At 57.9% G+C, this 26,015-nt stretch carries 24 protein-coding genes and 1 other RNA gene; 6 read left to right on the forward strand and 19 right to left on the reverse strand.

Annotated elements, in window-relative coordinates:
• Positions 1-76: 76 nt before the first annotated feature.
• The 6 genes from Enr8_RS09800 to Enr8_RS09825 form a co-directional block, all read right to left on the reverse strand.
• On the reverse strand, positions 77-328 hold the full coding sequence (locus tag Enr8_RS09800; protein ID WP_146430923.1) for a hypothetical protein: 252 nt from the start codon (positions 326-328) through the stop codon (positions 77-79).
• A 682-nt stretch (positions 329-1,010) separates the two neighbouring features.
• Positions 1,011-2,051, reverse strand: coding sequence for a Gfo/Idh/MocA family protein (locus Enr8_RS09805; RefSeq protein WP_146430925.1), 1,041 nt, complete (start codon positions 2,049-2,051; stop codon positions 1,011-1,013).
• Between the two features lie 51 nt (positions 2,052-2,102).
• Positions 2,103-3,173: a methionyl-tRNA formyltransferase gene (locus tag Enr8_RS09810; RefSeq protein ID WP_146430927.1), complete on the reverse strand. Its 1,071-nt coding sequence runs from the start codon at positions 3,171-3,173 to the stop codon at positions 2,103-2,105.
• On the reverse strand, positions 3,170-4,336 hold the full coding sequence (locus tag Enr8_RS09815) for a DegT/DnrJ/EryC1/StrS family aminotransferase (protein ID WP_146430929.1): 1,167 nt from the start codon (positions 4,334-4,336) through the stop codon (positions 3,170-3,172). The genes Enr8_RS09810 and Enr8_RS09815 overlap by 4 nt, the downstream gene beginning before the upstream one ends.
• A 2-nt stretch (positions 4,337-4,338) precedes the next feature.
• Entirely contained in the window at positions 4,339-5,703 is a 1,365-nt protein-coding gene (locus Enr8_RS09820; protein ID WP_146430931.1) for an ABC transporter ATP-binding protein, read from the reverse strand.
• 4 nt (positions 5,704-5,707) lie between these two features.
• Complete coding sequence (locus tag Enr8_RS09825; RefSeq protein WP_146430933.1) at positions 5,708-6,679, reverse strand: ABC transporter permease; 972 nt, start codon at positions 6,677-6,679, stop codon at positions 5,708-5,710.
• A 264-nt stretch (positions 6,680-6,943) separates the two neighbouring features.
• Here Enr8_RS09825 and rfbD point away from each other — a divergent pair, with 264 nt between their 5' ends.
• The gene (rfbD, locus tag Enr8_RS09830) at positions 6,944-7,798 is read left to right on the forward strand and encodes a dTDP-4-dehydrorhamnose reductase (RefSeq protein WP_146430935.1); all 855 of its coding nucleotides are present in this window, start codon (positions 6,944-6,946) and stop codon (positions 7,796-7,798) included.
• On the opposite strand, the gene rfbC is transcribed toward rfbD, so the two are convergent.
• From rfbC to rfbB, 3 genes are read right to left on the reverse strand one after another with little or no spacing between them, the layout of a single operon-like run.
• Positions 7,795-8,343 (reverse strand): dTDP-4-dehydrorhamnose 3,5-epimerase, encoded by a 549-nt coding sequence (rfbC, locus tag Enr8_RS09835; protein ID WP_146430937.1) that lies wholly within the window; start codon positions 8,341-8,343, stop codon positions 7,795-7,797. The two genes, rfbD and rfbC, sit on opposite strands and share 4 nt — an antisense overlap.
• Entirely contained in the window at positions 8,340-9,269 is a 930-nt protein-coding gene (gene rfbA, locus Enr8_RS09840; RefSeq protein WP_146430939.1) for a glucose-1-phosphate thymidylyltransferase RfbA, read from the reverse strand. Before rfbA ends, rfbC begins: the two co-directional genes overlap by 4 nt.
• A 20-nt stretch (positions 9,270-9,289) precedes the next feature.
• Positions 9,290-10,360, reverse strand: coding sequence for a dTDP-glucose 4,6-dehydratase (gene rfbB / locus Enr8_RS09845; protein WP_146430941.1), 1,071 nt, complete (start codon positions 10,358-10,360; stop codon positions 9,290-9,292).
• 234 nt (positions 10,361-10,594) lie between these two features.
• Here rfbB and Enr8_RS09850 point away from each other — a divergent pair, with 234 nt between their 5' ends.
• Positions 10,595-11,680: a glycosyltransferase family 2 protein gene (locus Enr8_RS09850; RefSeq protein ID WP_146430943.1), complete on the forward strand. Its 1,086-nt coding sequence runs from the start codon at positions 10,595-10,597 to the stop codon at positions 11,678-11,680.
• 827 nt (positions 11,681-12,507) lie between these two features.
• On the opposite strand, the gene rpoN is transcribed toward Enr8_RS09850, so the two are convergent.
• The 5 genes from rpoN to ffs form a co-directional block, all read right to left on the reverse strand.
• Complete coding sequence (gene rpoN, locus Enr8_RS09855; protein ID WP_146430945.1) at positions 12,508-13,992, reverse strand: RNA polymerase factor sigma-54; 1,485 nt, start codon at positions 13,990-13,992, stop codon at positions 12,508-12,510.
• Positions 13,993-14,034: 42 nt separating this feature from the next.
• Positions 14,035-14,634, reverse strand: coding sequence for a recombination mediator RecR (gene recR / locus Enr8_RS09860; RefSeq protein ID WP_146430948.1), 600 nt, complete (start codon positions 14,632-14,634; stop codon positions 14,035-14,037).
• A 31-nt stretch (positions 14,635-14,665) separates the two neighbouring features.
• Positions 14,666-15,031 (reverse strand): YbaB/EbfC family nucleoid-associated protein, encoded by a 366-nt coding sequence (locus Enr8_RS09865; RefSeq protein ID WP_146430950.1) that lies wholly within the window; start codon positions 15,029-15,031, stop codon positions 14,666-14,668.
• Between the two features lie 52 nt (positions 15,032-15,083).
• Positions 15,084-16,913 carry a DNA polymerase III subunit gamma/tau gene (gene dnaX, locus Enr8_RS09870; RefSeq protein ID WP_146430952.1) on the reverse strand — a complete coding sequence of 610 codons (1,830 nt, stop codon included), beginning with the start codon at positions 16,911-16,913 and terminating at the stop codon, positions 15,084-15,086.
• 186 nt (positions 16,914-17,099) lie between these two features.
• Positions 17,100-17,196, reverse strand: an RNA gene (gene ffs / locus Enr8_RS09875) — signal recognition particle sRNA small type.
• A 77-nt stretch (positions 17,197-17,273) separates the two neighbouring features.
• Between ffs and Enr8_RS09880 the strand changes: the two genes are divergently transcribed.
• On the forward strand, positions 17,274-18,287 hold the full coding sequence (locus tag Enr8_RS09880; protein ID WP_146430954.1) for a hypothetical protein: 1,014 nt from the start codon (positions 17,274-17,276) through the stop codon (positions 18,285-18,287).
• A 13-nt stretch (positions 18,288-18,300) separates the two neighbouring features.
• On the opposite strand, the gene Enr8_RS09885 is transcribed toward Enr8_RS09880, so the two are convergent.
• Together Enr8_RS09885 and Enr8_RS09890 are read right to left on the reverse strand one after the other, a co-directional pair.
• Positions 18,301-19,425, reverse strand: a complete 1,125-nt coding sequence (locus tag Enr8_RS09885) for a hypothetical protein (protein ID WP_146430955.1) — start codon at positions 19,423-19,425, stop codon at positions 18,301-18,303.
• A 268-nt stretch (positions 19,426-19,693) separates the two neighbouring features.
• On the reverse strand, positions 19,694-20,056 hold the full coding sequence (locus Enr8_RS09890) for a SpoIIAA family protein (protein ID WP_146430957.1): 363 nt from the start codon (positions 20,054-20,056) through the stop codon (positions 19,694-19,696).
• Positions 20,057-20,483: 427 nt separating this feature from the next.
• Here Enr8_RS09890 and Enr8_RS09895 point away from each other — a divergent pair, with 427 nt between their 5' ends.
• From Enr8_RS09895 to Enr8_RS26605, 3 genes are all read left to right on the forward strand, one after another.
• Positions 20,484-22,127, forward strand: coding sequence for an arylsulfatase (locus tag Enr8_RS09895; protein WP_146430958.1), 1,644 nt, complete (start codon positions 20,484-20,486; stop codon positions 22,125-22,127).
• A gap of 163 nt (positions 22,128-22,290) precedes the next feature.
• Positions 22,291-23,328 carry an HAD family hydrolase gene (locus Enr8_RS09900; RefSeq protein ID WP_146430960.1) on the forward strand — a complete coding sequence of 346 codons (1,038 nt, stop codon included), beginning with the start codon at positions 22,291-22,293 and terminating at the stop codon, positions 23,326-23,328.
• Positions 23,329-23,525: 197 nt separating this feature from the next.
• Positions 23,526-23,810 carry a hypothetical protein gene (locus Enr8_RS26605; protein ID WP_390620171.1) on the forward strand — a complete coding sequence of 95 codons (285 nt, stop codon included), beginning with the start codon at positions 23,526-23,528 and terminating at the stop codon, positions 23,808-23,810.
• Here the strand turns inward: Enr8_RS26605 and fliG are convergent.
• The 3 genes from fliG to Enr8_RS09920 form a co-directional block, all read right to left on the reverse strand.
• The gene (gene fliG / locus Enr8_RS09910) at positions 23,692-24,720 is read right to left on the reverse strand and encodes a flagellar motor switch protein FliG (RefSeq protein WP_146430963.1); all 1,029 of its coding nucleotides are present in this window, start codon (positions 24,718-24,720) and stop codon (positions 23,692-23,694) included. The two genes, Enr8_RS26605 and fliG, sit on opposite strands and share 119 nt — an antisense overlap.
• Positions 24,721-24,818: 98 nt before the next feature.
• Entirely contained in the window at positions 24,819-25,298 is a 480-nt protein-coding gene (locus tag Enr8_RS09915; RefSeq protein ID WP_146430964.1) for a chemotaxis protein CheX, read from the reverse strand.
• 213 nt (positions 25,299-25,511) lie between these two features.
• Positions 25,512-26,003, reverse strand: a complete 492-nt coding sequence (locus tag Enr8_RS09920; RefSeq protein ID WP_146430965.1) for a 6-pyruvoyl trahydropterin synthase family protein — start codon at positions 26,001-26,003, stop codon at positions 25,512-25,514.
• Between the last annotated feature and the right edge of the window lie 12 nt (positions 26,004-26,015).

The following is a 26,015-nucleotide window of genomic DNA, read 5'->3' on the forward strand; positions in this document are numbered from 1 at the left end:
CCAAATCCAACGATGCCGAAAAGCGATTCGGGATCGATTGAACTAAACGGCGGTCCAAAATCTGAGAAAACGCCGGTTAAGTGGAGTATCCATAGAGAGTCATTTCCTCTCCACAGACCTCCCAAAAAAAATCTTTGTCCTGCTTGGACCATTCCTCATATTCGGCCGCCTTCTCACCACGCGTCTCGTTGATCGGACTCTCCGAGGCGACCCTCCATTGCTCCTCCGACAGCATAAGGCCAAGAGGCTTGAGAATCGAATCCGAAAACGCCCAATAGGAAGTTAGCAAATCCTCAAAACGGATCGACTCTCCGATCTGCTCTCGCAAGAATCTGTTCTCCCACTTCCAGACGGCGCACGTCTTTTGAAATGGAGTGAGCCTCGACCAGTCTTTAGACAGTGAATCGACTAGCCGGGGAACGTAGTTTCCGTAGACCGGATGGCCTCCGCCGTATGTACCTCGTGAGCAAATCGACCTAACCACTGCTCTTCCGTCCCGTACAATGTGAAACACTTGCGCCTTCGGAACATACTTCCTGATCGAAGCGGCATGTCGCCGCAAACACCCATTGCTCTCCCCGTACACATCACCTGGTCTTACCACCGAATTCATGCGGAAATATATTTCCTTCAGGCGAAAATCGCGAATGTACGGATCTGCGAGGTCCGCATCTTCGGCCGCTTCGCGCTGAGCCCAACTCTCTTCAGGTATTGGTTCGTGACAGACGTGCGCTCCGGCACAATTTTGCAGTATCGACGCGAGCCACTTCGTTCCGCTTCGACCAACGCTCAATGCGAAAAAAAGGCGTCGTTCGCTCAGCCACGCTTGCAAGATTTCGTCTGACAACGGGCGCGACGATACCCTTTGTCGAAATTCATGAAACGTCAAATCCTGCTTGGAAAACAGGCGTCGAAGAAGGCCACGAAACATCCGAAATTCCTTCATAAAAATGAAGAGCCTAAACGACACCGGCCTACTCGGCCGCTTGATCAACCAACCTCCCCCCTCGCTACGCCAATTGCTGCGCATCGATGCATCGCAGACATAACTCGATCGTCGCTTTCCCCTCGTCGAAGCCAATTGAGAACTGCCTCGATCCTCGGACCGCATCGGTAAATTCACCCAAGAGAGAGAAACAACCCTGCTCATGTTCATAGCTGGACCATGGATAGTCTCTTGCCGACGTATCGCGGCGCAACGATCGCTCAATGAATCGGTCGCGGAGCTTCCCTACGAACCCCAAATTCCGTCGCCCGACCAACTCATGCAACTCGCCGCTCTTATCACGAAACCAGTTGTTGTGAATTTGACCTTGGGTGCCATAGATAGCCAGCGTGTTTCGTTGTGGTCCTGCGCTTGCAATTGTCTTAAAGGTATTGGCTATCGTTCCAGAGCGAAATCGCAGGGTGACCTGCGTCGTTACGGCGTCGGGATAGTCGTCCCACCCTTTCTGGGAAGAAAACGAAGAAACGCAATCGACCGGTTCGTCCATTATCCAGCGAATCAAGTCAAGCGTATGCGAAAGTCCCCCAAGCACGATGTTCTGAGGGCAATTTGGGTTAACGCGCCAGTTGTGGAACTTGGTAGCGCGCTTACGCATGTCGTGAACGTAGTCTGCGTGGATAGCAAGAATCTCACCCAACTCGCCCGATTGCACCAATTTCCGGGCGGCGACAAACGACTCGACGAAGCGCATCTGATGATGAACGCCGAACGTAACACGATTTTGCTCGAGGGCCGCACCAATGGCCTCTATCTGCGAGGCGGTCGTCACCATAGGCTTCTCGACGAGGGTCGCCACTCCTCGTCCGATGGAGGTAACGGCATAATCTGCGTGCAGATGATCTGGAGAGCAGATGCTCACCGCGTCCAGATTGTCGAGAAAGGATGAGTAGTCTGCCGCGAAATGCACTTCAGGAAACTCCGACTGCTTCTCCGTGTCAATCTCGGGATCGAAAACCGAAGTGACCACGACCCCCTTCAAGGAAGACAATCGTGAGAAGTGAGCTCGACCTGCCCCACCGAAACCTACAATTCCAACACGAATCATTTCTCTCGCTCTAACCGACCAATTCCATTCTTGAAGCCACGAAGCGTCTTGCTACATCCCGAAACAAGCCTGCGGTCGCAGATTCAAAAAACGCGCCGCGTCACTCGCAAAAAGTCGATGGCCATCGACTTCCAGTTCCGTTATTTGCAAGCATCCGCTCTGCGTCGCGACCACGATATTCCGACCGCATCTTACGATTTCACCCGGGCGAGAACTTGTGCTCTCGTCCAAGTCCAGATTCGCTGTGGTAATGAACACGCGTCGGCTTTCATCTTCAACAAACGCCCTTCCGGCCCGAATGCGATTCCTTGCTCCCGAAGCGTCCAACTCATGCCATCGCAGTCGCCGGTGCTCATCAGTCGGCTCGCTGAAATACGATTCATCAGCCGATGACGCTTCCTCTTGCGCCACCTTTGATTCGGAAACAAAGGAGTCGATTGCCCGAATGACGCTTGGCACCGCCGCATTTATTTTGATGTAGAGGTGTTCGTAGTAGTCGCTGTCTAAGATTTTGATCGGCTGATGATGCACAATTGGTCCAGCGTCAACGCGAGCATCCATTACATGAGCTGTAATCCCCGTCGACGCTTCGCCATGCCAAAGCGCCCAATAATGGGGATGGCGGCCGCGGTACCGGGGCAGACTCGATGGGTGACAATTAACGGACAATCGTTCCGGAATGCCCAAGAGTTCTTCCGAAAAGACTTGAATGTATCCCCCGGAAACGACCACATCGGGACGCAATGCCGCAAGGGTCTTCAACGACGATCGGCTATTGACATCATCCTCTATATGAACGGGAATTCCGAACTGTTCGCAGACCGTCACAACGTCGAACCGACCTGGCGCCATGATGCGAGGCTTGGGAGCGTCTTGCGGCCGTTTCCTTAACACTAGTGAAATCCGATTGCGTATTCTATCAACCACCCCACGAGACTGAGGAGCCATCGTCTGGCCAACGTTATTGAAAATCTGCATCCGCTTTTTGGATGGCAGGAAGACGCCAACGAGGCGACCGGAGTTCATCTGCAACATCGGAAGCAGATGGCTCGCTCCGAACAAAGAGCGATCATTAACATACAATACGTAGCGCAATCCTTCTGTGGAATGTACCAAATTCATAGCGATCTCTCATCACCAAATATTTCGGCGACCGCGTTAATAATCCGCGAAACGCTATCACTGGAAAGCTTGGCCGACAACGGCAAGGAGACCGTCCGTTCGCTGATCCAGTTTGCATTCGGAAATTGATCGGGCAAGTAGCCGAATCGTGCGCGATAGTACTGGTGCAGATGGACGGCTCGATAATGTACCCCCACTCCGATTCCTTGCAGATGAAGATCAGCGATCACCTGATCCCGGGTCTTTCCCAGCCGCTCCGTATCGATAACTAACGTATACAGGTGTCGCGCATGACGGACGTGGTCTGCCGCAGGCGCCGGTGTATGGCAGGGAAGCTTCATGAACGCTTCATCGTACTGCCGCCAGATTTCCTCGCGACGCAGTAACCAAGGCTCCAATCTCGGAAGTTGGCACAACCCGATCGCCGCCTGAAGGTCCGTCATGTTGTACTTATATCCGGGGCAAGTTACCTCGTAGTGTTGATATCCATCGTCACTAAACCTTCGCCAAGCGTCGCGAGACAGACCGTGGAGCGCTTGCATCTTGAGCGTCGCCGCCAACTGCTCGTCGTCGGTCGTGATCATTCCCCCTTCAGCGGTCGTCATGTTCTTCGTGACGTAGAAGCTAAAGCATGTGAGGGGGCTGATCGATCCAACCTTTTGATCGCGATATCGGCCTTCGATACAGTGGGCCGCGTCCTCAATAACCGTTACCCCATGGCGACCCGCTATTTCTCGAATTGCGGACATGTCGCAGGGTCTGCCCGCAAAATGAACCGGCAAAATCGCTTTGGTGTGCGGCGTAATAGCCTTTTCGATTTGGCCGGGGTCGATATTCATCGTAGAACGTTCGACATCGACGAAAACCGGCGTAGCGCCGCAGTGAATGATGACGTTCGCGGTAGACGCGAAAGTGAGCGGAGTAGTAATCACTTCATCGCCAGGTCCTACTCCGGCCGCTAACAACGATAGGTGCAAGGCCGCCGTGCAACTATTGACGGCGACGGCATAACGCGCCCCGACATACTCCGCAAACTGCGCCTCGAACCGAGCAGTGCGGGGACCAGTGCCGATCCAACAGCTACGTAGCGTTTCGGTTACCTCGGCGAGTTCCGCTTCGCCGAGTATCGGTTGGCCGAAGACGATGTAGTCACGTTGGGGCATGATCAGCAAGAACTTTCTGTACAGTCGGCGTCCTGGTCGCATCGCATTGCTTCTTGAATGGACCACTCGACGTCAGACCATTGAATCCCTCCCCAGCTTCGATTTGGATAGTGCAGTGAACCGTCCTGAATGGCGTGCCAATGAATATCCAACAAGGGATAGTCCACCAGGACGTCGTAGGTGCGCCCTATCGCCGTATCGGCAATTCCTATCTGCGAAAGATATTTCCCCGGCGCCAGGGGCAGCCCCTTAACTCGGCAAGAGACCGTTTGCCGTCCCGCGCAAAGCGATAGTTCAAAGTTTGCGTCCTGGGACCAAACAAGCGTAACTTGGGAACCGTCGGACCGAGCGATGCTAAATCCAAGTCGCGCTTTGGTTTCGATTTGACTCTCAATTTCGCACACGAACTCGAAATCTTCACCGAATTCGAGGACGGGCGTAATAGCCGTTTGATCCCCGCCCACTTTTCTAATACCAACGGAGGTGATTCTCACCTCGAAGCCGCATTGATCATCTCTGCGATAGATAGCGAATTCAGAATTGCGATGGTTCGTGTCGACGCTCGCCTGCTGCGATCCCTCTACGTAGCGGTCAATCGCCTGGCTTGTGTTGCCGCAGAATACAAGCCGCCCCCTTTCCAACAACAGACATCGGTTTGTCAGCTGTCGGATGGTTGGCAGAAGGTGACTGACAAAGATGACCGTCTGGCCAGTTCGAGCGATGTCTCCCATCTTCCCCAGACACTTCTTCTGAAACGCCGCGTCACCCACCGCCAACACTTCGTCAACAATCAAGATCTCCGGCTGCAAATGCGCCGCGATGGCGAAGCCCAGCCGAACGTACATGCCGCTCGAGTAGCGTTTTACCGGGGTGTCTAGCGCTTCTTCAATCTCCGCGAAGACGACGATCTCGTCGAAGTGGCGTTTGATCTCGGCGCGGCTCATGCCGAGGATCGTGCCGCTGAGGTAGATGTTTTCTCGGCCGGTTAGTTCGGGGTGAAAGCCGGTGCCGACTTCCAGCAGGCTCGCTAAACGGCCGCGGACGCCGAAGCGGCCGGTGGTTGGTTCGGTGATGCGGGAGAGGATCTTCAGTAGCGTGCTCTTGCCGGCGCCGTTGCGGCCGATCACACCTAGCACTTCCCCTTCTTGCACGTCGAAGGAAACGTCCTTGAGGGCCCAGAACTCGTTGCTGCGGTCGGCTGTGGCAATCGCCCCCGACTTGTTGTTAGGTTGAAACACTCCCCGCGCGGCGCCAATGGCGGCAGACGGGATACGCTGCAACAGTTCCGAGAACCGGTGATACGGGGCGTCGGCGCCGCGACGGTAGCGCTTGCCGAGATTCTCGACTCGGATGGCGATGTTGCTCATGGCGTTAGATCCGATCGGCGAGATGCCGCTCCACTTGGCGGAAATAGGCCAGGCCGCCCAATAGCACAAGGGTTAAACAGCCAAGGGAAATCAACATCGGCAGCACTGCCGGCGGCGCGTGTCCCAGCGCCGCCCAGCGCAGGCCGTCGATTACGCCGACCATCGGATTCAACGAGTAGACCAAACGGTAGGACGGCGGAATCAACGCGTCCGTTTCGTAAACGACCGGGCTGACGAAGAACCCAACCTGCAGCACAAACGGCACCACGTAGCCGATGTCCCGATAAATCGCGTTCAACGCCGATAGCCAGAAGCCGGCGGCCAGCGCGGCGATCAGCGCCAGCAAACTGAAGGCGGGAATCAACAACATCGTCCAGCTTGGCGTGATGCCATACCAGGCAATCGCCAGCACCAGCAGGCTAAACCCGATGGCAAAGTCGACCACGCCGCCTGCCATCGAGGCGATTGGCAACACGGCTCGTGGAAAGTAAACCTTAGTGATCAAATTTTGGTGGGCGACAAGACTTCCGCTAGCGCTACTGAGCGTCGAAGCGAACAACTGCCACGGAAGCAGCCCGCACAAGACGGCGACCACATACGGAACGCCCTCCTCGACCGGCTCGCGGCCCATCAGGCGAAACATCACCGTAAAGATCGTCATCATCGCCAGCGGCTGCAGCAGGGCCCAGATCACCCCGACCGCTGTCTGGCGATAGCGAACCTGCAGGTCGCGGGCCGCCAGCGTCCAGATCAGCTCGCGGTAGTTCCACAGCTCTTGCAGGCCGAGCAGCCGCCAACCCGAGGGAGGCGTGAAGTAGACCAGGCCTTCCACATCTGCGATTTTGGAATCGTCGCTCGGTGGCGAAGCGTCCAGCGTCTCGTCCGACGAAGCGACCATCGAACTCTTCGTTTCCGCAGAGTCCTCAATTGTCCCTTCGTCATCGCGGGAAACGGTGATGTCGAGAGCTTTGTGCATTGCCGCAAAAAGGGAAGTCGCCTCCGAATCTGGCGGCCCCAATTTCGCTTTCGGCGGAAGGGCGCTATCACCAAATGTCGGAAAGAGTTCTTAAGGAAAGGTCGTATTCTACTCGCATAACTGTGAAGTTTTGACGAAGACCAGGGCAACAAACGGCGGCGGCTACCGCTTTAACAGCTTCTTAACGGGAAGAGCTGTCGATGCGTCCCCGTACGCCTTTCCCTTATATCCCTTACCAGCCAGGAAGTTGCTACAGTACGCTGCATGAAATCAACCATCGCAATTACCGGCGCCGACGGCCAACTCGGCAGCGAGCTCTTGCGGCAGCTCGGTGGCGACGCCGTCGCCTTGATCCAGTCCGACATGGAACTGACCGACGACGACGCCATTCGCCGCGTGCTGTCCGACATTCGCGCGGACGTGCTCGTCCACTGCGCCGCCTATACCGCGGTCGACAAGGCCGAGGCGGAAGCCAACGTCTGCTTCCAGGTCAATGCCGCCGCGGTCGCGACCATCGCCGACGTCTGTCGTCAGTTCAATACCCGTTTGGTACAGATCAGTACCGACTATGTCTTCGACAGCTACGCTGGCCCCTGCGTACCGCTAACCGAGCAAACGCCGGCGACGCCCCGCGGCATCTATGCCCAGTCAAAGCTACAAGGCGAGCAAGCCGCGGCGACCGTGTCCAGCCACCTGATCGTGCGAACTTGCGGTTTGTATGGCGGCGGTCCGTCGATGCGGAACTTTGTCGAGACAATGCTCCGCCTGGCCGAGACCAAATCCGAGCTGCGGGTCGTCAATGATCAGCACTGCACGCCCAGCTATTGCCGCGATGTGGCGGCCGCCATTCTGCAGTTGGTCGAGCGTGAAGCGACCGGGCTCTTTCATGTGACCAACGGCGAGAGCGTCACTTGGCGAGAGCTGGCCAGCACCATCTTCCAGCTGACCCAGCGCTCGGTCCATGTCGAGCCAATCACCACTGCCGAGTATGGCGCCGCGGCGCCTCGCCCGGCTTACAGCGTCTTGAGCCTCGATAAATTCCAGCAGACGACCGGCAGCGAGATGCCCTCTTGGCGCGATGCGCTACAGCGCTATCTGCAAGATCGCCTGGAAAGCTAAACGACGTTCATTTCAAAGTAAGGCGCCTCGGCGAACGACAGCGCGACTGCGTCTTTCGGCGAGAGGATCGGCGAGCCGATCGGCCACTCAACGGCCAATTGCGGGTCGTCCCACTGAATCGTCCGCTCCCCTTGCGGGTTGTAGAAGTCGGAGCATTTGTAGATCACTTCGGCCCGCTCGCTGACGACGCAAAAGCCGTGGGCGAAACCAACCGGCAGATAAAGCTGCTTGCGGTTCTCGTCGCTCAGATACTCGGCGACCCACTGGCCAAACGTCGGCGAGCCTTGGCGAATATCGACCGCCACATCGTAGATCTCGCCGTGCAACACCGTCACCAGCTTGGCCTGCGGATTTTCGATCTGGTAATGCAGCCCCCGCAGCACGCCCCGTTTCGACCGCGAACAGTTGTCTTGCATAAAGTCGACCGAAGTCACTTCGCGATAGCGATCAGCCCGGAACGTCTCGAAGAACTCGCCCCGTTCGTCGCGAAAGACGCGCGGCTCGATCAGCTTGACCTCGGGTATCGCCGTGGCGGTAATCTTCATGACGCCCAATCTCCTTTGGCATGTTGCACCTTCCGGCCGCCGATCATCGGCTCCAGCAGATGAAGCAAATAGCTGGCGTACTCCCCTTTCAGGCGACTCGCCAGGACCCGCAACTGCTCGGCCGAAATGAAACCCTTGTTGTAGGCGACCTCTTCAACGCAGGCGATCTTCAGCCCTTGTCGATTCTCCACCGTCTGCACAAAGTTCGACGCTTCCATTAGCGAAGCGTGCGTGCCGGTATCGAGCCAGGCGAAGCCGCGTGAGAAGCACTCGACATGCAGCTGCCCCCGCCGCAAGTATTCCAGGTTCACGTCGGTGATTTCCAGTTCGCCGCGGGCCGATGGTTTCAGATTGGCGGCGATCTCGACAATTTGATTGTCGTAGAAATAGAGCCCCGGCACCGCGTAGTTCGACTTGGGTCGCTGCGGCTTTTCTTCGAGCGACATGACCCGGCCCGCTTCGTCAAATTCGACCACGCCGTAGCGCTGGGGATCACGAACCGGATAGCCGAACACGGTCGCCCCTTCCGCACGGTTGGCTGCCGTAGCCAAGATCTGCTGAAAGCCTTGCCCGTAAAACAGGTTATCTCCCAGGACCATCGCTACGGGATCGTCGCCGACAAACTCGCGTCCGATCACGAAGGCTTGAGCCAGCCCTTCCGGTTTCGGCTGGATAGCATATTGAATTTGCAGTCCCCACTCCGAGCCGTCTCCCAGCAACCGTTCGAATCCACCGATATCCTCCGGCGTGCTGATCACCAGAATCTCGCGAATGCCGGCCAGCATCAACGTCGTCAGCGGGTAGAAGATCATTGGCTTGTCGTAGACCGGCAGCAGTTGTTTGCTGACGGCGCGAGTGATCGGATAGAGCCGCGTGCCCGATCCGCCGGCCAGAATGATCCCCTTTTGATGTACGCTTGCAGCCATCGCCAAACTTTCGCTTATGTCTAACTCTGCAGCTCACGCAGGCCGAGCCGCTCACGGCGATATCCGCCGGTGGCGATCCGCTCAAGCCATGTCGCATTGTCCAAGTACCACGCAATCGTCTTCTCCAGACCGGTTTCAAACGATTCGGCCGGGCTCCAGCCAAGCTGCGACTTCATCTTGCCCGCGTCAATCGCGTAACGTCGATCATGCCCAGGGCGATCCTTCACATACGTAATCAGATCTTTGCAAGGCCGATGGGGAAGATCAGGGCGAAGTCGATCGAGCGCCGCACAGATCGCCTCGACGATTTGCAAGTTGGTCCGTTCGCAGTTTCCGCCAATGTTGTAAACCTCACCAGTTTGGCCGGCCGCCAGGACGCGGCGAATCGCCCGGCAGTGATCTTCGACGTACAGCCAATCGCGGACGTTCTGTCCGTCGCCGTAGATCGGCAGCGGCTTTCCTTCCAGCGCATTGAGGATCATCACCGGGATCAGCTTCTCAGGAAACTGCCGCGGGCCGTAGTTGTTCGAACAATTGGTCGTCAGCGTCGGCAGCCCATAGGTGTGAAAGTAGGCCCGCACAAAATGATCGGACGCCGCTTTCGACGCCGAGTAGGGAGAGTTGGGCGAATAAGGCGTCGTTTCGGTAAATAGCCCAGTCTTACCGAGCGAGCCGTACACCTCATCAGTCGACACATGCAGAAAGCGGAACGCGGCCGCTTCCGACTCGGAGAGTTCGTTCCAATATTGGCGAGCCGCTTCCAGCAGCGTGAACGTGCCGACGACGTTGGTGGCGACAAATTCGGCCGGGCCATCAATCGAGCGATCGACGTGCGACTCGGCCGCCAGGTTCAAAATTGCACTCGGCCGATACTCGCGCAGCAACCGCGTGACCAGCTCGGCGTCGCCGATGTCTCCTTCGACCAGCAAGTGCAGGGCGTCCTCCTGTAGATCGGCGAGCGAATCCAAGTTGCCGGCGTAGGTCAGCTTGTCGAGGTTGATCACCTGCAAGCCATCTTCCCGCACCAACTGCCGAACCAGGCAGCTGCCGATGAATCCTGCTCCGCCGGTGACCAGTACCGTGTTGCTCATAGTCGTGAGGCCGCCTTTGCTAGCCGGTCGGTTTTCGTAACTTTGCGTCTATCGAAACGCGGGAAAGTTTTCTGGAAGTTCTGCTGAACTACGACCGCCGCTCAAAAACGATTGAGTATACTCAGCCCTGCCGATCCGCGAGCATGTTCGCCCAGCGATGCCGCGGCAAAAGCGTCAGAATTCATTCCGACTTAACTCTTTGATAACATTTCAACTCTTCTCGAACGTTTCGGCATGCCTGAGCAACACGTTACTGCTGCAGAGATTCCGATCACGGTCATCGTGCCGCATTATAACGGGGCGCCGTATGTTCTTGAAACGCTCGATTCGATCCGCGCTCAGTCGTACCCCGCCGCAGAAATCATCGTCGTCGATGATCACTCCTCCGACGACTCGCTCGCTCAAATCCGCGACTGGAACGAGTCGCATGGCTCGCCGCTCCGGATTCTCTCGACCGAATCGAACAGCGGCGGGCCTTCGCGACCAACCAACCTGGCGATCGCAGCTGCCAACAGTCCCTGGATCGCCGTGCTCGACCAGGACGATCTTTTTCATGTCGACCGCTTGCAGCGAGCCGCCGCAGCGATCCGTCTGTCGCCCCAGGCCGAGTGCATCGTTTCGCTGGGCAGTTTGCTGCATGCCCCCAACGATCCGGCCACGATCGGGCAAGGTCGATTCCTCCGCGATCACCATTGGCGTCAGCAACCGTTGGCCGACGACGTCTACCCGCTTCCCAGTCGCCGCGCGGTCGCCAGTTGCGTACGTCATGGGATGTTTGCGGCCGGCTATCCAGGGCTCGCGTTTCGCCGCGACGCCTGGCAGGCGATTGGCGGAGTTCGCGAATCGTTTGTCGTCGCCTCCGATTTTCACTTTCTCCTCTCGTTGGCCGCGCGGTCCGATCTGGTGGTGATCGATCAACCGCTGTACCAGCGCCGCGTCCATGGGCAGAATCTGTCGCACCGCAGCACGTTAGGCTTCGCCGAAGTGCTGCAGGCCATCGCCGAACAACTGCAGCCGCAGCCGGAATTGCTGGCCGATTCGGATCTGCGCGAGGCCTTGGCCTGGCGGATTATCGAGTCAGGCTGGAATGTCGCCGCCTTTGGCCAATTGCGTCTCGGCGCCCGCTTGATCCGCCAAACCGCGCAAATTGCCGGTTGGACGCCGAAGCGCACCGTGCAACTGGCGGCGACGCCGCTGATGCCGATCTACCGCCGGCTGTTTCTTTCACGCAGCAATCCGGCTGCGGACGTGATCGCCCGGGTCGAGCAATATGCGGAACAGTTGCTGGAATTGATGCGCGGGTCGAACCGGCGGCGATGATGGACTGGACCGCCGGACCGGACCGTTTCATTATTTCCGGGTAGGGTGCGTCAGGACGCACCGGGAACCTGCCCCAACGTTTCATTTCGCCTTTCGCGTGGCGGCGCAAATTGCGTTACCACGCGAGTCGCCCAACCAGCCACGTGGCAGGTTCGTGGTGCGTCCAGACGCACCCTACTCGGACTGGACCGTTGCGTTTTTTTCCTCCGTCCCCAAAACTGGACCAGTCGGAATTGTTTTTTTGCGGAACGTAGTGGACTGGACCGCGACGAATTTTCTTTTGGGGCCCGAAATGGCCGATCCGCGCGCACCGATAGCGCACTCGCAGCGGGCTGCGATGCGTGGGGCGTTTTCCTTACCACTATCGCCAGCAATAACCTGGCGGTCTCGCCATGGGTTGCCACCGCGCGTACGTTCTTCGCTCTCTCGCGAAGGTTTTCGCGCGATTCTTGCGACCGACTTTTGCCCCTTCCTGATGCGGGGAAAAGTCGGCAGGGCGGCAAGATCTCAGCGCGTCTCCACGCGCCGGCGTCACTACGATCCTTGAGAAACGCGCATGGAACATCTCCACGGCATGCCTGTACATGTTTATACCAAACATCGAGGCAATTCGGCAAGCAATTTTTTTCCAGGTAGGGTGCGTTGGGACGCACCGGGATCCTGCCCAACCGCACGTTTCGCCTGTTGCGTGGTAACGCAAAAATGCAGCGCTGGTTGCGTTGCCAAGCCGCCCGAACGGCTGGTTCGTGGTGCGTCCAGACGCACCCTACCAAACAAAAAAAGGGAGCGTTTCACGCTCCCTTTTGGCTCTGTATCCCCGACGACGATCAGCCTTTTTTCGACCAATCTCGGCGTTGCCGCGAGCTGGGGATGCCCATCTTTTTGCGGTACTTGGTGACCGTGCGGCGGGCGACGTTCAGGCCTTCGTTTTTCAGCAGCGTGACCAGTTCGTCGTCGCTGTGCGGTTTCGCCTTGTCTTCGCTGTCGATGATCTCTTGCAGCTTCAGGCGAATCGCATCCCAGGTCACTTCATCACCAGCTTCGTTGGTGGTGCCGCCGGCGAAGAATCGTTTGAGCGGGAAGATGCCGCGGGGAGTTTGAATCCACTTGTCGTCGACCGCCCGGCTGACGGTCGTCACGTGGACGCCTACCTTGTCGGCGATCTGCTGCATCTTGAGGGGCTCGATATACTCCGGCCCCTTTTCGATGAAGTCGTGCTGGTGATCGACGATCGCCTGAGCGACGCGGGCCAGCGTGTTTTTGCGTTGGTTGATCGAATCGATCAGCCACTGGGCGGCGTTGATCTTCCGCTTGATGAAATCCTTCTCTTCGACCGTCGCCGTCGGGTCCATCAGGCGTTTGCGATAATAGTTGCTGATCCGCAGCTGCGGCACTTCGCCATCTTCGGTCTTCACGCCATACTCGCCGTCATCGCTAATCTCCAGCGTCAGGTCAGGCACAACGTTCGGGACAAAGTCTTCTTTGTAGGCGGAGCCCGGCTTGGGGTTCAGCTTGCGAAGTTCCGACCAGGCGTCCTGAATCAGTTCGATCGTGTAACCGGTCTTCTTCTGAATCAGCGGCAGACGGTTCTCGCAGAGGTCTTCGAGATGATTGCTGATCAAGGTCCGCAGTTCGTCGAAGTAAGGTTGCGCCGGCTCCAGCTGCAGCAGCAAGCATTCGCGCAGATCGCGTGCGCCGACGCCGGCCGGGTCAAGCGCTTGCACAATCGCCAGCGCTTCGCGGGCATGGGCCACCATCTCTTCGCTTGAATCGGGCGGCAGCAAATCTTCCAGCGACGTGGTCAGATAGCCGTTGGAGTCGAGCGACGAAATGATCCGCATCGCCAGCTCTAGCAGCTCCGGCTCGATATTCAGCTCGCCCAGCTGGGTATCAAGATGGTCCTGCAGCGTTTCGACGCGCGATGCGACGTTGGCCAGCGCATCATGCTTGCGATTGGCGTCGTCTTCCATCTGGTTGAGCGAACGTTGCGGGCGATCATCAAACGTATCGGGATACTCGTTGTTGAGATCGAGCAGACGCTCAAAATCGTCGGCGTTGTCTTTGTTTTCGTCAACGACGAATTCTTTTTCGGTCTCGGCAATCGAATCGTTATCTGTTTTTTCGACCGGATCGTCGGTTCCGTCCGGCTCGACTTCTTGAACCTCGAGCAACGGATTTTCGTTCATCTCCTGTTCGATCTTCTCTTGCAGCGCCATCACCGGCAGCTGCAGGATCTCCATCGACTGGATCATCCTGGGCGCCAGAACTTGCTTCTGGACCAGCTTCTGTTCTAAACCAAGCGAAAGTCGCATAGGAATTTCTAGGTTTCAAGAGTATCGGAAGAACAACGGGAATTATAGCTTTTGACGCCCTGAAAGCGCGTCGGCCAAGATCTCTTTGTTCGTAAACTCCAGGATGCTGCCGGTGGTGATTCCGCGGGCAAGCCGCGTTAACGTTACGGGCAGCTCGGACAAAAGGTTCGAGATATGCAGCGCCGTCCCGTCTCCTTCGGTGGTGGGATTGGTCGCCATGATGATCTCGCGGAACGTCCCCTCCCGCACGCGATCGACCAGCGCGTCAATCGTCAATTGATCGGGGCCGATGCCTTCCAGCGGAGCGATGCGTCCTAACAGTACGTGATACAAACCGGGGTACATGCCCGATTGCTCGATCGCCATCAAGTCGCGCGGCTGCTCGACGATGCAGAGCAACGTCTTGTCGCGTCGCGAGTCTTGACAGACCGAGCAAAGTTCGGACTCGGCCAGGTTAAAACATTGGGAGCAGTAGCGAACGTTTTGCTTGACCGTGCGAATCGCGTCGGACAGCGCCAGCGCTTCCGACTCGTGCACGCGCAAAATGTGGTACGCGAGCCGTTCGGCGCTTTTGCGGCCGATGCCGGGAAGTTTGGCGAATTCCTCCACCAATCGCGTTACGGAGTCTGTCGTTTGAACCATGCGGGGCGTCCGTTCACCTAGGCGTCTATTTCTACTGGTTTTCCCCGCCGGTCATCTTGGCCAGGGCGTCGTCCAAACCGGGGACGTTCATCCCGCTGGTCAGGGCCTTCATCATATCGGCGTGCATCTGCTTCGCCTTGGCGCTGGCCTGATTGACGGCCGCCGGGACCAGGTCTTCGATGATTTCCTGTTCGCCGCGGGCGATAAGATCGGGGTCGATCCGCAGCGAGAGCATTTCGCCGGTACCGGTCATTTCGACCTCGACCATGCCGCCGCCGGCCGAACCGGTGACCCGCTTCGCACGCAGCTCCTCTTGCAAACCTTGGACCTTGGCGCCCATTTCCTGGGCGCTGCGAAGCATGCCCGCGATGTTGCCGAGATTGCCGAGATTGAACACCGCTTTTCTCCTTGATGGGGGAAAGTGCTGCAGCGTTCAGTCAGGCAGGCGGCTAAGATCCTCCCGATTCGGGCGCTCGGACGCTGGTGACTTCCGCTCCGAACATCTCAATCGCCTGCTGAACCAACTGGTTCTGCTGCACTTTTCGAATCATCTGCCCTGATGAGGGCCCACTTCTTTTCGGCGGTTCTTTGGCGGCCGCGACCGGAACATCGTCCAGCACGCGGAACTCCAGTACGACGGTATCGCCGACCACATCGGTCAGCAATCCTTCCAGCCGCGACTTCGCCGCTGGCCGTCGTAAGAACTCGACCTGCGTATTATACGCTGCAGAAAATGAAACGACTAGCCGGTTTGGCCCAGAAGTTGCTACTGATTTGTAAGGGCGAGCATACTCCCCTACTAGATCCGACATATCTGACAGAACTCGGTCCCAGATATTCTTCGCAGTCGAATCGGTTAACGCGATCCCACCCTTTGTTTTTGGGGCTTCGGCGGGCTCTTCTTGCCGCGAGTGCATTTCCGCCGGCGGCGCCTCCTCGGTCGCCACTGCCAATACTGCGGGAGCAGGCGTACTGGCCGGAACTTCGCTGACGGTCGGCTCAGCTGGTCGCTGGGCGACCACTCCAGCGGCCGAATTTGCCGTGGTCGGCAACGCGGGACTAGCCGCGGCGACCTGAATTGCCGGCCGAGCCGGCACCGGCTTTCCCGAGCGGATGGTCTCCACCAGATCGGCGACGCTCTGCAGATCTTCGAGCTGGCAGACCCGCACCAGCGCCATCTCGGCCAAAATCCGGGCATGGGCCGAACGCTGCATCCGGACCAGGGCGTCATCCAGAATCTGCACCGCCGCCATGACATTTGCCAGGCCGTAGCTATTGGCGACGGCGGTCTCTTGCTTGGCATCGGCTGGCAAGACCGTTTGCAAAATCGATGCGTCGGCGCCAACCGCCAGGGTCATCATGTCGCGGAAATAGCCGAGCAATTGTTCGATCAGCTGGCCGGGGTCGATCCCGCGGGTCAAAGCGTGATCAAATTGCCCCAGCACGGCGGCGCCATCGCGGGCAGCCAGGCCGTTCATAATGACGGCGATCTGCTCGCTGCCGGCTGCCCCCAGCATTTGATTGACATCGGCAACGGTGATCTCTTTTCCGCCAAAGGCGAGCAACTGTTCGAGCAGCGACTGACTGTCGCGCATCGAGCCGTTCGCTTTGCGGGCCAACAGTCGCAGCGCTTCTTGCTCGGCTTTGACCCCTTCGTTCTGGACGATGTACGCCAAGCGGCCGACGATTTCGTCCATCCGAATGCCGCCGAAGTCGAACCGCTGGCAGCGAGACAGGACGGTGATCGGGATCTTCTCGGGATCAGTCGTGCAGAAGATGAACTTCACATGCTCGGGCGGTTCTTCCAAGGTCTTCAACAGGGCGTTGAAGGCCTCTTTGGTGAACATGTGAACTTCGTCGATGATGTAAATCTTGAAGCGAGACCGGCTGGGGCGAATATTGACGTTCGACCGCAACTGTCGGATTTCTTCGATACCGCGATTGCTAGCGCCATCGATCTCCAGCACGTCGACATCCTCGCCGACCGTCACGCTGCGGCAAATATCGCACTCGTTACAGGGAGTCGCCGTCGGCCCCTTTTTGCAGTTGAGCGCCTTGGCCAAGATACGGGCCGACGAAGTCTTGCCGACCCCGCGAGCCCCGGTGAATAGGTAGGCGTGCCCGACGCGGCCCCGCTCGATGGCGTTCTTCAGGGCCTGGGCTACCTGGTGCTGACCGACCAGCTCTTCAAACGACTGGGGACGGTAGCGGCGGGCGACGACCACATACTGGTCATGGGCGCCAGAAGGTTCGGGGTTTTCGATTCCTTCTTCCGTCATCGTCTCGCGGCCGGTTTCGAGGGGGGAGAATCGCTAGGCGGCCCCGCTTGGCCGCCAAAATGTCCATGCGATAGAAGTGCCAGCATGGTACCATCTGACCGCTGGTTCGATCCACCACTTCCGTAGACTGTCCTTGCCCCGGAAATAGAAAACCCAGCTATAAAAAAACCAGCCATAAAAAAACACTGTCGAGGAGAGACCCCCGCACCAGAGTACCCCGGTTATGGCTGCTCCAGTTAAGGCCTGACCAGGTTCCCGGTTCCCCTCTGCGAGGGTCACTCTTCGACAGTGAAGAGGAACGTATCAGCTTACGGCGAAAGGGCCGGCAAGTCAAAGGGGGGAATGCCGAAAGGATTTTTCGTGCAAGTCACTATCTTGGTCAGAACGTACGACAGCTATGGGTATAGCAAGCTGTTTTCGCCGATTGCGGCGCTGCTGTCTCTCCGACTGGGCGACTACGGCCCGGCGATCGACGAACTCGATCTGCTTACCTGGCTTCCGAGTCGCACCCGCATGTTTCGCCCGACCTTAGAGCGATCCTTTGACGAGTTTCATAAGGAGATCAAGACGTTGCCGCGGATGACGTTCCGCCGCAAATCGAACCGATTTGAACTCTCTTTTCCCAGCAGCCGCTTCTTTGCCGGGGACCAGCGGCAAGATCCGGCCGCCCAGATGCTAAACGACGCCGCGGCTGAAGTCGCCCAGTTCCTGCCGCTCATCAAAAAGCGACTTAAGAAGACGGACGACTTTGATGTCGTCCGATTTCTGGAAGACGCCAATCGCTTACTTTGCGAAGGCCTGGGCTCGGTCGACGAGTGGCGGCAGATCGAACAAGAGTCGAACGAGAAGCGGCGGGCCGAATTGGCCAAGATGAGTCCGTGGGAATTGCTAGACATCGACTGGGATGATTATCACCCGAGTGCCCGTGAGATCTTGGACGATCCGTTCTATTGGTCCTGCACCGACGATACGGCGCCGCATGGCAACGACACCGGCGCCGATCTGCTGCATAGCTTCCTTAAGTGGAACAAGCGCAACCGGACGACCGATCCCCTGCGTTTTCTCGATCGACTGCTCGACGAGTGGGGCTTTCAGCCGATTGACTGGACGGTAACCGATCCCGCGATGGTGAACGCTATGGGGAGCAGCGATCCTATCGGACTAGACGTCGCCAACGAATCGATCATCGCACTGGCGTTTGCGGTGGTAAAGCTTCGCGGAAAATGCCCGCCAGAGATTGTCGAACTGGCGCTGGCCGGCGTGAACCGAACGGCGTTCTTGGTTGAGCAGAGTGATTGCAAAGCAAAGATCAAAGAGTTGTGGTACGCTTCGATCGCGAAGATACGAACTAAATTGAATGAACTGAGGCGGTAGAAATTCAATAGGTCTACCCTGCCGGCTCGGCAAACAACGTAATCAACGCCAAAACCACCGCCATCGCCACAAAGAAAGCCCGCTGCGGCAGCGACTTACTGACGCTGGTCGCCACCAGACACTGCAAGCAGTAATAAAACGCAAATGCCCGCGACGCCAGCGCCAGGATCGTCAGTGTGGGCGTAAAGCAGAGAATAATCGCTCCGCCGCAGATCAGCACCGTGGCATGCTTCAAGTCGACGTGGCCATGCGTCGCTTCTTCGGCATTGCCGGCGCCGCCAAAGGTATCGGCGACCGCGGCGCTAAATTGGCTCAGCACCGCCGCGATCACCACCGGAAGCGGTAACAGCATCGACGCTTTGCCGGCCAGCAAGATCAGGTCATTGTCTTTGACCGTATCTCCCAGAAAGTGCATCAGCGGCGTCGCCAGGGCGATAAAGATCAAATAGACGACGGTGGAGATGACCTGCGACAGTCGGCAACTGGCGATGCGAGTCGGCGCGTCGTACAGGTCTTCCAGATAGCGGGACGTTTCAAATCCCTGCACGACGATCAGCGTGCCGCCGACGATGGTGACGATCTCCCACCAGCTATGCTGCGGCGCATCGGGCCAGGTGATCCCACTGGAAAGCGCTCGCAGATCGCAAAGCCCAAACCCAACGAACAACGCCACGATGATCAATAACGTGACGCCCAGCGCCAGCTTTTCCAGTTTCGCCAGCGCCGCTAAGCCTTTGAAATAGCCGATGGCGCCGATCGCGACGATGAACGCCACCGAGATAAGGTGATTATTGAGCGGCGTATCGTAACGCTCGTCGATTCCGCCGAGCAGGAACGAGGCGAGAATATTGATGTACAAGCAGACTGAGATGATATAGGCGCCGACCAGCGCCAGGTCGGACGCCTGTTCTAGGCGCCGCGTGATCTCCGGCGCGGTTCCTTTTTCCAACTGCGGCTCGGCGTTGGCGATGTTGTAGCGAATCACCGCGCCAACGCCATAGGCGACCACGCAAACGATCGCCATCGCCGGCAGCGCGTAACTGCCGACGGCTCCGCTGAGGATCGGCACAATCACCAAAAAGCCGCTGCCGAAGATCGACGCCAACGGCGTCACTGTGGCGGCGAGCAGCTTTCTCATGGGTGCTGATCCATTTGCCGATCTTGGTCCGCACAGCGGACCCTACGGCAGTTGAGGTCGTTCCGGCTAGCTCTCGGCCTCCGCGGCCTGCCCTACGCGCTGTTGCCTAACGCGCTTAGCAGTCCGTTGATTTTCTCGACGGACTGCGTGATCGCACGGATGCGATCCCATAATAACGACGTAAGTCGTTATTTTGCGAGCCGCGAAGAGCTATGCTCTGAGCCTGGCGAGGCTGGAAAATGCCACGATGGCATTTTTCAACAGGCAGTTAGTCTTCGGCCAGCCAGGCTTTCGCTTCTTCCAGCTTCGTGTGGTCGAAGTATTCGATCTTGGCGGCGGTGAACGGCTTGCAGAACGTCGCCATCCCTTCTTGCCACTTCGATTCGCCGACGATCGCCAAGCGTTCGATATCTTTGAAGTGCTTGTAGTCGAACTTCATGTCTTCCCACATGGCGCTCATCGTCCAGCCATGGAAGTCATGCATCTCGAACAATACCCGCAACTTGCCAAACTCGGCGATCTGCTGTTCGAGCACCGGCACGAACGTTTCGTACGACTCTTTGGTCAGCTTGCCGGTCGCTTTGACATGCACCAGTTTGCCGACTTCGACGATATCCAATGTGTTTTCCATGCTCCGTCTCCTAGATCAAAAAGAATGCGGCCGCGCTCCAGGTTTGACATAACTGACGATTGATTGTCCAGCTTCGGAGCGCCCGGTGTCAATGACCGCGCGAATCTTCAGACGAATCGAAGTTGTCAAGCGCGAGAACGATTCCGCTGGAAACGCGCAGTCGAAGCCCCGGGTCGGCCGGCCGCGGCGTCGCAATAAAGCCGATGCCCCGTCTGATTGGCCAATTGCCGTTAATCTTCATCGGCTTTTTGCGGTGATCGCGAAGCGATCGTTTGCTTCCCAACGAATTGCGGGGTATACCAGCTTTGACGCCTGTGCCGCTACCTGCTGCCACCTTTCCCAACTTGGTGCAGTCGACTCCCTGGCGTTAGCGTTAATCTCCGGTTCCTTGCTCTCATTCCTCACTCCCAAGAGGCGATCGATCGATATGAAAACCCCCCAGTCATTGTCACGCATCTTTTTCGCCCTGCTCGCCGTATGCGTAGTAAGCGCAGGCGTCGTCCAGGCCAAAACTCCCAACATTCTGTTGATCGTCTCGGACGATACCGGCTATGGCGATCTTGGCCCCTATGGCGGCGGCGTTGGACGCGGCATGCCGACGCCCAACATCGACAAGATGGCCGCCCAGGGGATGACCTTCTTTTCGTACTACGCCCAGCCAAGTTGCACGCCCGGCCGTGCGGCGATGCAAACCGGCCGCATCCCCAATCGTAGCGGCATGACCACCGTCGCGTTTCAAGGGCAAGGTGGAGGCTTGCCGGCCGCCGAATGGACGCTTGGATCGGTGCTCAAATCAGCTGGCTACAAGACCTATTTCACCGGCAAATGGCACCTGGGCGAGTCGGACTACGCATTGCCCAACGCGCAAGGTTACGACGTGATGGAGCATTGCTTCCTCTATCACTGCAACGCCTACACTTATGGCGATCCAACCTGGTTCCCCGACATGCCGGCCGAGCTGCGTGAGATGTTCAACAAGGTGACCAAGGGTTCGATGTCAGGCAAAGCGGGCGAAGCGCCGAAGCAGGACTGGAAAGTCAACGGTCAATATGTCGACACGCCCGAGAAAGGGGTCGTCGGTATTCCGTTTTTGGACAAGTATGTCGAAGAGTCGGGCCTGAAATTTCTGGAAGATGCGGCCAAGAACCCCGACACGCCCTTCTTCATCAACATTAACTTCATGAAGAATCATCAGCCGAATATGCCGGCGCCCGAGTACAAGCACAAGTCGCTCTCGAAGTCGAAGTACGCCGACTCGATTGTTGAGCTTGACGCCCGCATCGGCCATGTCATGGACAAGCTGAAAGAGCTGAACCTCGACCAAGACACGCTCGTTTTTTACACCACCGACAATGGCGCGTGGCAAGACGTCTATCCCGACTCCGGCTACACGCCGTTTCGCGGCACGAAGGGAACCGTCCGAGAAGGTGGAAACCGCGTTCCGGCGATCGCCGTCTGGCCCGGAAAGATTGAGCCCGGCGTCCGAAACCATGACATTGTCGGCGGATTGGACCTGATGGCGACCTTCGCCGCGGTGGCCGACGTCAAACTGCCCGAAAACGATCGTGATGGAAAACCGATCTACTTCGACAGCTACGATATGACGCCGCTATTGACCGGGACTGGCAAAAGCGCGCGCAAGTCGTGGTTCTATTTCACCGAAAATGAACTGACGCCTGGCGCGGCTCGCAGCGGCAATTACAAAGCGGTCTTCAACCTTCGCGGCGACGACGGCCAGGCGACCGGCGGACTGGCGGTCGACACCAACCTGGGTTGGAAGGGCGCCGAAAAGTACGTCGCGACCGTTCCGCAAGTATTTGACCTGTGGCAAGATCCGCAAGAGCGGTACGACGTCTTCATGAACAACTACACCGAACGGACCTGGACGTTGGTGACGTTCAACGAAGAGATCTCGAAACTGATGAAGACCTACGCGAAGTATCCGCCTCGCAAGCTGCAGAGCGAGGTCTACACCGGCCCAATCACGATCTCGGAATACCAGAACCTGGAGTTCGTGCGCGAAAAGCTGCAGAAGCAAGGGATTTCGATCCCGCTGCCGACCGGCAACTAGTCGCCGCAGCGGAAAAACTCCGTGCGTTTTGCGTTGAGCAAGCGCACAATGATGATTCAGCCGTCAGGCCCGATCAACTGGATCGGCCTGACGGTTCCTTTTTGGCGTTTTCGTTGGGTAATTGCCCCCAAGCCCTGCCTGCCTGCGTACGAGGAGACGACCGATGATCCGAGGAAACGCCCCGTCCGTTTCGCGTCTTTCGTGGTTCGCCGCGGCCTTGCTGACGCTGCTGTGTTCGGCGACCACGCGAGCCGCCGAAAAAGATCACTTATTGCCCTCCTGGAACCACACCCCCGCTCGCCAGGCGATTATCGACTTTGTCGCCAAAGTGACCGATCCCCATTCGCCCGACTTCGTGCCGGCGGCCGATCGGATCGCCACGTTCGACAACGATGGAACGTTATGGACCGAGCATCCGATGTACACGCAAATGGCGTTTGCGATCGATCGAGTCAAAACGCTCGCGTCCAAGCATCCCGATTGGAAAGACCAGCAACCCTACAAGGCGGTACTGGAGAACGACCTGCAGGCCCTGGGCGAATCGGGCAAAAAAGGGTTAGTCGAGTTGATTCTCGCCTCGCATACCGACATCACGACCACCGACTTCGAAGCGGTCGTCAAAGAGTGGTTCGCCACCCATCGTCATCCCCGCTTTGATCAGCCTTACACGCAATGCACCTACAAGCCGATGGTCGAATTGCTTGCGTACCTGCGGGCAAACGGCTTTAGGACCTTCATCGTTTCCGGCGGCGGAATCGAGTTCATGCGGCCGATCACGCTCGACTGCTATGGCATTCCGCCTGAACAAGTTGTCGGAACGACGATCAAAACCAGGTTCGAGATGCAAGATGGCAAACCGGTCTTGATGCGTCTTCCCGAAATCAACTTTATTGATGACCACGATGGTAAACCGGTCGGCATTAACCAGTTCATCGGCAAACGCCCGATCGCCTCGTTCGGCAACTCCGGCGGCGATCGCGAGATGCTGCAGTGGACCAGCGCCGGCGAAGGGCTGAGCCTGAAGATGCTCGTCTTTCACGACGACGCCAAACGAGAATACGCCTACGGCCCGGCCAACGGCCTGCCCGACACCAAGTTCGGCGCCTTTCCGCAGGATCTGATGGAAGAAGCGGAGCAAAGCGGCTGGGTGGTGATCAGCATGAAGGATGATTGGGAGACGATTTTTACGTTTGAGGAGTAGCCCCACCCTTAACAGTCCGTTGATTTTCTCGACGGACTGTTAACCGCATTTCGAGTCTCGACTTGAGCAATACCAACTTCAACGATGCGATGATCGCAAAGATCAACGACACGAAGATTCACGGGTTCTTGTTCGACTTGAACCTGAACGGCACGCAGGTTTCGGACCAAGGCCTGGAAGGCTTTACCGAGATCTTCATGCTCACGAGCCTGGACGTCTCCAGCACCAATGTCACCAAAGAAGGCGCCAAGAGCCTCGAAAAACGGTGGCCGCGACTGAAGGTCAAACTCGACAAGCAAGAAGCAGCCGTCAAGCGACGCAAGAAAGACGCCAGGGGCGACGGCGTCTTTCTTGCGTGCGCGGCTACTGCACCAATTGCTCTTCCTCGTCTCCGGCCGATAGGGCGATTTCACCGGCATCTTCCAGGCGGCGAACGATATCGACGATCTGCTGCTGCACACCTTCGACTTCCGACACTTTGACGGCGCCCAGGAAGTCCATTTCTTCCAGCAGCATATCGGCGGCCCGCTTCGACATGTTGCCGACCACCTTGTCTCGCAGCTCTTGGCTGGCGCCCTTGAGAGCCATCGCCCACTGCGAACTCTCGACGTTCTTGAGCACCGATTGCATGTCTTTGTCGGCCAGCTTCTGGATGTCGTCGAAGACGAACATCAAGCGGCGAATCTCTTCGACCAGGTCGGGATCTTCCTGGGCCAGATGCTCGAGCAAGGCCCGCTCGGTCGCACGATCGGTCACGTTCAAGATCTCGGCGACGGTAGGGACGCCGCCGGCGTTCTCAAACGATTGGCTCATCACGCTCGCCATCCGCGTTTCGAGCCCCTTCTCCACTTCCTCGATCACCTCGGGGTTGGTCTGCCCCATGTTGGCGATCCGGCGGATAACCGACAGTTGGCGGTCAGCCGGTAGGCCGGAGATGATCTCGGCGCCGTACGACGCCGGCAAGTGGGACAAGATCAGGGCGATCGTCTGTGGATGCTCGTCGACGATAAAGGTCAGCAAGTTCTGGCTGTCGACTTTCCGCAAAAAGCCGAACGGAATCGACTCGACCGACTGGCGAACGTTGTCGAGCGTCTCGTTGGCGCCTTTGCCCAGCGCCCGGGTGACTAGATTCTTGGCCAGGCCAATACCGCCGCCGGCGCCAGCAAGTTGATTGGGGTTCTGTTCGGCGAAGGAGAGGATCGCCGCTTCTTGGTCGGTTCCGGTCAGGCGGTCGAGATGGGCGATCTCGATACAGACCGACTCGACTTCGCTGGGAGTCATCCGGCCCATCAATTGAGCCGCATCGTCCTCCGGCAGGCTCATCAAGACGATGGCCGCTTTGCGCAGATTGGGGTTGGTCTGGTGAGACCCGTTGTCGCGAACTTTTGGCATGCCCTTCCCTACGATAAAAGCGCTTGCTCTCTTTTATCGTCGCGGCGGATCGTAACGATGAGGAAAACTGTGCCGCGCCAACCGCCGGCTCACGCTAGCTATGCCGGCACGCTGCACGGGGTGAAGCCGACCTTGATCGACATCGCGCCCCAGGGGCACTCAAACGGGATCGCGATCGCGTGCACTTCCGACGGGAAGCGAATGTCCGGCGGAGCGCCGACAACGACGTTCGGCAGGCTGATCGACAGCTCGAACTCGTCCAGTTCGGCCTTGGCGGCGCCGGCGACCATGTTGGCGATTTCGCCCACTGCGTCGATGACGTCTTCGTTCAAGTCGGTCACTTCCGATGGATCCATCATCAACATCGTGGCGGCCGCCTGCATGGCGACGTCCCGCGATAGATTGACGACGACGACGCCTTGTGCCCGACCCGAGAGCCCGATCACGCCGCAGATGTCGTAGTTCGCCTTGAAATCGGAGGCCAGAATCAAGGAGCCGCGCTTGATCTCGCAGCCGAGCATCGTGTCGAAGGTTTTGGTCATCGACCGAATGAACGGGTTAATATATTCGACCTGCATTGTCGGGTTTCCTACCGAACCGAAGAGCGTGAATGTCTCGATACAACGAGAAGGATGTGTCGCCTCGACGCCTATCTGCGCCAAGCAATCCTAGGTCCGGCTAACGCGGCGTCAAGCGAGAAATGGCCGTAATTGGGGTTGCGCCGTGTTACCCGCAATCAACCGCACCAAGTAGGTAGAGGCTCCCGCGGCTCTCACGGCGCGAAATAATCGCTACTCTCCGCGCAACTCGCACACGCCCCACTGACCATAGTTCTCGTCGATGGCGATCCGAATGTGCTGCGGCCGGGCGCCGGTTTTGGCTGCCAGCAGATCCAAGAGCCGCCTCCCCACGTAGCGGGCCAGCAGTTCGGTGGTGGTATTCGGTACCGGCAGCAACACGCATTCGCATTCTGGAAATACCCAGCGGCGATCCTCAAAAGTCGCCGTCACTTCCTTGCCATCCGCGACGACCTTGATCTGCGGATGCTCGGTCGGCAGCAGCATGCGGTGATCCAACTCGCCGATGATCTCGCCCAGCGCGTCGCGAGCGGCGATAAAGTCGACCACATAGTGGTTCTCATCCAGCGGGCCGAAGATCTCGGCCTCGACCCGATAGTTATGCCCATGCACGCGTTCGCACGTGCCGCCGCCAAACGTAATGAAGTGCCCAGCGCTGAAGACCAAGTTGTCTTTGGCGATCCGTACCCAGTAGGTTTCCGACATGGCGATGATTTC

Source organism: Blastopirellula retiformator (genome assembly GCF_007859755.1).
GTDB classification, from domain to species: domain Bacteria; phylum Planctomycetota; class Planctomycetia; order Pirellulales; family Pirellulaceae; genus Blastopirellula; species Blastopirellula retiformator.